General features: G+C 63.8%; 4 protein-coding genes and 1 pseudogene. 4 read left to right on the forward strand and 1 reads right to left on the reverse strand.

The window, feature by feature from the left end:
- A partial coding sequence (locus tag K728_RS19620; protein WP_024477184.1) for a DUF222 domain-containing protein occupies positions 1 to 1,259 on the reverse strand: 1,259 nt, incomplete at its 3' end.
- A gap of 491 nt (positions 1,260 to 1,750) precedes the next feature.
- On the opposite strand from K728_RS19620, the gene dnaK reads away from it, so the two are divergent.
- From dnaK to K728_RS19625, 4 genes and pseudogenes are all read left to right on the forward strand, one after another.
- Positions 1,751 to 3,649, forward strand: a complete 1,899-nt coding sequence (gene dnaK / locus K728_RS0114990; protein ID WP_019482218.1) for a molecular chaperone DnaK — start codon at positions 1,751 to 1,753, stop codon at positions 3,647 to 3,649.
- A gap of 2 nt (positions 3,650 to 3,651) precedes the next feature.
- A complete protein-coding gene (locus tag K728_RS0114995; protein WP_019482217.1) occupies positions 3,652 to 4,359 on the forward strand; it encodes a nucleotide exchange factor GrpE in 708 nt (235 codons plus the stop codon).
- A gap of 154 nt (positions 4,360 to 4,513) precedes the next feature.
- Positions 4,514 to 5,542, forward strand: a complete 1,029-nt coding sequence (locus K728_RS0115000; RefSeq protein ID WP_019482216.1) for a DnaJ C-terminal domain-containing protein — start codon at positions 4,514 to 4,516, stop codon at positions 5,540 to 5,542.
- 29 nt (positions 5,543 to 5,571) lie between these two features.
- Positions 5,572 to 5,670, forward strand: a pseudogene (locus K728_RS19625) (heat shock protein transcriptional repressor HspR); the annotation flags it as partial.

Genomic DNA, 5,670 nt, shown 5'->3' on the forward strand with positions numbered 1-5,670 from the left:
AGCCTGGCCCCGGTGAAGGGGTGGGTGAGGATCCTGGTGAACGATGGTGCGTGGCCGGCGAGTTGGCGTGCGGTCTCGGGATCAATCGGCCCGTAGCCTTCCAACTCACCCGGTGTGTCCCCACCGAGGAGAGTCATCACCGGGACGGTGACGAACACCTTCGCCTGCACACCCCAATACGTGCTGGCCTCCCCCGACTGACCCGACCCGCTGCCACCGTTGGACCCGTTGGACCCGTCGCCACTGCCGGGTTCACGATCGCTCCTGGGCACGGAATCTGCGGGTACGGAATCTGCGGGCACGGAATCTTCGAGCCCGCTGGTCCCTCTGGCCGGGCCACTCAGGTGTCCGGTGGGTCCGGCGCTGGTGAGGACGTCCACGAGGACGTCGGCCCGGAGTTGGGTGAGGGTCCTGGATTCGTCGGGGCCTTGCAGGTTACGGGCTGCGGTGTCGACGCGGTGGAAGATCCCGGCGGCCTGTTCGGTGGGCAGGAAGGCTTGGAGCCAGGCCATCCCGTCCTGGACCGGTGCCAGATACACGCGACGGTCCTGAAGAGCTTTCCGGCGCCGCAAGGTAGTCGACTCGGGGTGTAAGGCTTCGCGTAGCCGTTGGGCCTGGCGGCAAAACTTCGCCACCGTGGTCTGGCAGGCCAGACCGATGAGGTGGGCTTCAAACGCGGCGGTAACCGCCGGGACGGTATTGGGGATGCTGATGGCTTCCTGCACGACGGCCGTGGCATGGCGTTGGGAGAGCCTGCCGTCCTCCAACGCGCGCAGCGTGGCCGGGTACTCACGGGTCAGTAGTTCACTGGTATCCAGGAGAAACCCCGCGGTCCGTTCCGGGATGCGCAGCGCGGCGCTGATCTCCGCGCCGGCCAGGGCATGAACACGGTCCAGGTCTTCGACCCAGGGGTGTTCCTCGGCCATCAGGTCATAAAGATGGGTGGCCGCTTTGGCTTCCTGCGCATCGACCCAGGACCGCAACACTGAGAGCGTCTTGAGCAGGTTCACGGTCTGCCCCGCGTTCAACGTCACCATCGCCGCGACCGACACCTGGCCAGACAACGGCACCGGAGCCCCCGGCCCGATCGGAGCGGTCCAGGTCGCTTCCCCGCCCAGCGGCCCGCGCGGACCATACCCACCCGCATTCCCCGAAGCAGTGTTCGCGGACCCGCTCTCGAAGACGGAACCGGGGCCAGAACCGGGGCCGGATTCGGGGGAGAATCCCGATCCGGGAGCAGAAGCGTCGCTGCCTTTCATACCTTTATTCCATCATCGCCCACTGACAAAATAGGGGCCGATTCAGGGTCACCAGAAAAACTTTCTCAACTATTTTTCGGCCCACACAACCAACACGGACCGCCTCCTGAACACCCCGCCCAGGGCCAACCAAAGACTAAGGTCTGGTCGGTCAGGGCGCCCTCAACCCGGCAGATGTCACTCCTCGGCAGGGGTGGCGACGGCCAGCAGGAGGACGGGGGTGAGGGCCAGCAGGAGGACGGGGGTGCGGGCCAGCAGGACGTTCTCTCACGGCTGAACAGCCTGCGAGGCCCGCGCGACCGCGGAGTTCGGCGACTCAATGCGCCTCCGCACGCAAGGTTGAGCCTATCCCACTCAACTTAGATTTGACTCTCTGCGGCCTCGGAGTACAGTTGAGTGAAGAACGCTCAAGATCCGGCTTTCAGGCGAATACTCGCCAGGCTACGGGCTGAGCGATTCCCCTCATTACGGGCTGTTGAAAGGAAATACGCATGTCACGTGCAGTAGGTATTGACCTCGGAACCACCAACTCAGTGGTTTCCGTACTCGAAGGTGGCGAGCCCACCGTTATCGCCAACGCTGAAGGCGCACGGACTACGCCCTCGATCGTTGCGTTCTCCAAGGGCGGGGAAGTGTTGGTTGGCGAAATCGCCAAGCGCCAGGCCGTCAACAACATCGACCGCACCATTGCTTCCGTCAAGCGCCACATGGGCACCGACTGGAACGTCAAGGTCGACGATAAGAACTACACGGCTCAGGAAATTTCCGCGCGCATCCTTCAGAAGCTGAAGACCGACGCCGAAAGCTACCTGGGTGAAAAGGTGACCGACGCTGTCGTCACCGTTCCCGCCTACTTCAACGACGCCGAGCGCCAGGCCACCAAGGAAGCAGGCGAAATCGCAGGCCTGAACGTCCTGCGTATTGTCAACGAGCCAACCGCTGCAGCACTGGCGTACGGCCTGGACAAGGGCAAGGAAGACGAGCTCATCCTGGTCTTCGACCTGGGTGGCGGCACATTTGACGTCTCCCTGCTCGAGGTCGGCAAGGATGAAGACGACTTCTCCACCATTCAGGTACGCTCCACCTCCGGTGACAACCGCCTCGGCGGCGACGACTGGGATCAGCGCGTGGTTGACTACCTGCTGTCGCAGGCCAAAGCCAAGGGTGTTGACCTGTCCAAGGACAAAATCGCCCTGCAGCGCCTGAAGGAAGCGGCAGAGCAGGCCAAGAAGGAACTCTCCTCGGCAAGCTCCACCAACATCTCCCTCCAGTACCTTTCGGTCACCCCAGACGGCCCCGTCCACCTGGACGAGCACCTCTCCCGTGCCAAGTTCCAGGACCTCACCAAGGACCTGCTGGACCGCACCAAGAAGCCATTCAACGACGTCATCGCTGAAGCAGGCATCAAGGTTGCCGACATCGACCACATCGTGCTCGTCGGTGGCTCAACCCGCATGCCAGCCGTCGTTGAACTGGTGAAGTCACTCGCCGGTGGCAAGGAGCCCAACAAGGGCGTCAACCCTGATGAGGTCGTCGCCGTCGGCGCCGCACTCCAGGCAGGCGTGCTGAAGGGTGAGCGTAAGGACGTGCTGCTCATCGACGTCACCCCTCTGTCCCTCGGGATCGAGACCAAGGGCGGCATGATGACCAAGCTGATCGAGCGCAACACGGCCATCCCCACCAAGCGCAGCGAAACCTTCACCACCGCCGACGACAACCAGCCATCGGTTGCTATCCAGGTCTTCCAGGGCGAGCGCGAGTTCACCCGGGACAACAAGCCACTGGGTACCTTCGAACTGACCGGAATCGCTCCCGCCCCCCGCGGCGTGCCACAGGTTGAGGTCACCTTCGACCTCGACGCCAACGGTATCGTCCACGTGTCCGCCAAGGACAAGGGCACCGGCGCCGAGCAGTCGATGACCATCACCGGCGGCACCGCGCTGTCGAAGGAAGACATCGACCGTATGGTCCGCGAAGCCGAGGAGCACGCAGCCGAGGACAAGGAACGCCGCGAAGCAGCCGACACCCGCAACGGTGCCGAGCAGTTGGCCTACTCGGTCGACAAACTGATCGCCGACAACTCGGACAAGCTGCCCGAGGACGTCAAGACCGAGGTTCAGGCCGACGTCGACGAACTGAAGAAGGCACTCGAAGCCAACCCTGAGGAAGCCGGATCGGCTGACACGGTCAAGGCCGCGTTTGAGAAGCTTCAGGCGTCACAGACCAAGCTCGGCGAGGCAATCTACGCAGCGGCACAGCAGGACGCCGCCGCGCCAGGCGCCGACGCACCTCAGGATGGAACGGCGCCTGACGCTGGCTCGTCCTCGAACGACGAGGACATCGTCGACGCCGAGGTAGTCGACGAAGACGACAACACCGAAAAGAAGTAGTCATGCCGCACCACGGAAACGAAGAAGAGCACCAGTCCGAACCGGTCAGCTTCCGCGATAACCGGAAGATCGACCCCGAGGCAGGTAAGGTCCGTGGGCAGCAGCAGGACGACGACGGCGCACAGGCTGGTCACACCGACCAGCCTGTGACCCCGGACTCCGTTCAGGATCCCGTTGAGGAAGCCGACGCCGGGGAGCAGCCCGCCGATGGTAGCGATGCGCTGGCCCAGGCCGAGGCAATCCTCAACGGGATCGACGGCGAGGGGTTCACCGAACCCGCCGCCGGATCGGCCTCAGCTGTGGAAGCGGAGCTGCGTACCGACCTGCAACGCCTCTCGGCCGAGTACGTCAACTACCGGAAGCGCGTCGAGCGCGACCGGGACGTGGCCCGGGACATGGCAGTCATCGGAGTGTTGAACTCGCTGATGCCCGTCCTGGACGACATCGACGCCGCTCGCCAGCACGGCGACCTGGCCGACGGACCTTTCGCTGCGATCTCCACCAAATTGGAAAACGCGCTGAAGACCTACGGCCTAAGCCGGATCGACGAGACCGGAGTGGAGTTCGACCCGAACATCCACGAGGCTCTGATCCAGCAGCCCAGTGCCGACGTACAGTTCGACAGCGTCAGCCAGATCCTGCGGGCAGGTTACAAGAAGGGCGACCGCGTCCTGCGGGCAGCCCAAGTTATCGTCGCAGTGCCCGAGTAGCGCCTGGGAAGCCGGAGCAGTGCCCGACCGGCGGCAACGAAATTTCCTCGCTCGCAGAGCTCGTTTGAAATATTAAAGCCGCCGGGTCGGACACTGCTCCGGCTCCATCGCTACTCACCTATGCTTTGAATTCATATACGAAAGGGGACGCCAATTGGCTAGTCAGGATTGGGTCGACAAGGATTTCTATAAAATTCTCGGTGTCCCCAAAGATGCAACAGCTGCCGACATCAAGAAGTCGTACCGGAAGTTGGCGCGCAAGCACCACCCGGACCAGAATCAGGCAACCGGCGGGTCGGACAAGATGTTCAAGGACATTTCCGAGGCGTACTCGGTGTTGTCCGATCCTGAGGATCGTCAGCAGTATGACGCCATCCGTGCCATGGGCGGCGGCGCACGCTTTACCGCCGGTGGTCCCGGTGGGGGAGCCGGCGGCGCTGGCTTCGAAGATATCTTCGGCAACCTCTTCGGTCAGGGTGCCGGACAGCCCAGGCCCGGACGCCAACGCCCCGGCGGTGGCGGAGGCGCCAGCTACGGCAATCTTCCACCCGAGTTCGCCGACCTGTTCGGCCAGGGCGGGGGAGGCGGCTTCGGCCAGGGCGGCGGTGGGTTCCCCGGAGGCTACCAGCCGACCCCGCGTAAAGGCGCCGACCGTACGGCGACCACCAGTATTTCTTTCGCCGGTTCCATTAACGGCACCACCATCGGACTGCGTGAGCCCTCCGGTGAAGTCATCGATGTTCGGGTGCCCGCCGGCATCAAGGACGGACAAAAGGTCCGCGTCCGGGGCAAGGGCCAGGCTGGCGCCGCAGGAAATGGCGACCTGATGGTCAGCGTAAGCGTGAAACCGCATCCATTCTTCCAGCGCGACGGCGACAACATCCGCGTCCACGTGCCGGTGTCCTTCCCGGAGGCTGCAATGGGTGCGCACATCGATGTCCCCACGCTGACCGGTGACACGGTCAAGGTCAAAGTCCCCGCCGGTACGCCGTCCGGACGGACCCTGCGCGTCAAGGGGCGTGGGGTGTCCACAGCAAAGGCGACCGGTGACTTGCTGGTGACCATCGACGTCGTCGTCCCGCAGAAACTGAACAAGGACGCAGAGGCTGCTGTCGAGGCGTTTGCCGCCGCGACCGTCGACGCCGACCCGCGAGCGGGCCTCGCCGCCAAAGCGAAACTCTAAAGCCCAAGCAGCATCGAAAGGAGGTCACGATGGCAATCGACGCAAGCCTGCCCATCTACGTGATCTCCGTCGCCGCAGAACTCGCGGACATGCACCCGCAAACCCTCCGGCAGTACGACCGGCTCGGG

The sequence above is a fragment of the Arthrobacter sp. CAL618 genome (assembly GCF_000468215.1).
GTDB lineage: Bacteria > Actinomycetota > Actinomycetes > Actinomycetales > Micrococcaceae > Arthrobacter_D.